Source organism: Cellulomonas fimi, from assembly GCF_012952065.1.
GTDB lineage: Bacteria > Actinomycetota > Actinomycetes > Actinomycetales > Cellulomonadaceae > Pengzhenrongella > Pengzhenrongella fimi_A.
In genome coordinates this window covers 1-899 of the sequence record NZ_JABCJJ010000078.1, presented here as the reverse complement: position 1 = coordinate 899, position 899 = coordinate 1, and the positions used below count along the sequence as shown (strand labels likewise).

2 protein-coding genes are annotated in these 899 nt (G+C 74.1%); both read right to left on the bottom strand.

Going from position 1 to position 899, the window contains the following annotated elements; genetic code table 11:
- Nucleotides 1-431 (bottom strand): hypothetical protein (locus tag HIR71_RS17705; protein WP_211374335.1); only part of this gene is annotated, 431 nt, incomplete at its 3' end.
- Entirely contained in the window at nt 428-778 is a 351-nt protein-coding gene (locus tag HIR71_RS17700; RefSeq protein ID WP_169326104.1) for a DUF6507 family protein, read from the bottom strand. The genes HIR71_RS17700 and HIR71_RS17705, both read right to left, overlap by 4 nt.
- Nucleotides 779-899 lie beyond the last annotated feature (121 nt).

Sequence of the window (899 nt, the reverse complement as noted above, 5' to 3'; positions counted from 1 at the left end):
TGGGCGTTCACCCGCGAGATCAGCGCGGTGTTCTCGTCGACCAGGCCCTGGTCGTACTCCCACTCGGCGTTCGAGGCGATCGTGGACCGGAACGCGTACGCGTCGGACCTCACCCGCGCCAGCGCCGCCTTGATCGGGCGGATCGCGTCCGCGTAGGTCCTCAGCGCGGCCGCGACGGCCTCGACGTCGTCGCCGAACTCGCGTGCCTTGGTCTCGACCGGGTTCATCACCGCGAACAGGGTCGGGGCCTCGGGCGCCTCGTAGTGCGCGGCCAGCCCCCGCCACTCACCCACCACGTCCGCACCCGCGTCCCGCACCGCGGCGCCACCGGCGGCCAGCGTGTTCGCCGCCGCGACGACCGCGTCCGGGTCGAGGTCCGCCCCGGGGATCGCCGACGGGTTGATGCCCGACGCGGAGCGCACGTCCGTCACCGGGCCGGCACCTGGAACGTCGGCACGCCCGTGCCCGCGACCGTGGCCGCGGCGGCCTGCTGCTGGGCAGCCATCGTCTCGTCCCCCCGCAGGTACCACTGCGTCGCCGCGGCCGCGCCGCCCACCGAGGCGTTGACCCGGTTCCCGATCGACTCGAGCGTCGGGCGGTGGTGGGTGAAGAACCCCAGCAGCGCGTCACCGATGATCGGGTTGCCGCCCGTGGCCGCGAGCGCCGACTCCGCGGACGCCGGCAGCCCCTCGGCCGCACCGCTCAGCGTCTGCGCCACCGTCCCGACCTTGGTCAGGACGCTCTCGACCCCCTCGGGGGTGATGCTCCACCTGCTCATCGACGCGTCAGCCGATCGCGTCGACGGCGGCCTTGGCCTTCTTCAGCGAGTCCTGCGCCGTGGCGTCGTTCTTCTCCAGCGCCCCGCGCAGGGTGCCGATGATGGTGCGGACCTCGCCCGC

Excerpts from the sequence above, each read along its gene's own strand:
- HIR71_RS17700 (WP_169326104.1), bottom strand. The coding sequence starts at position 778 with ATGAGCAGGTGGAGCATCACCCCCGAGGGGGTCGAGAGCGTCCTGACC.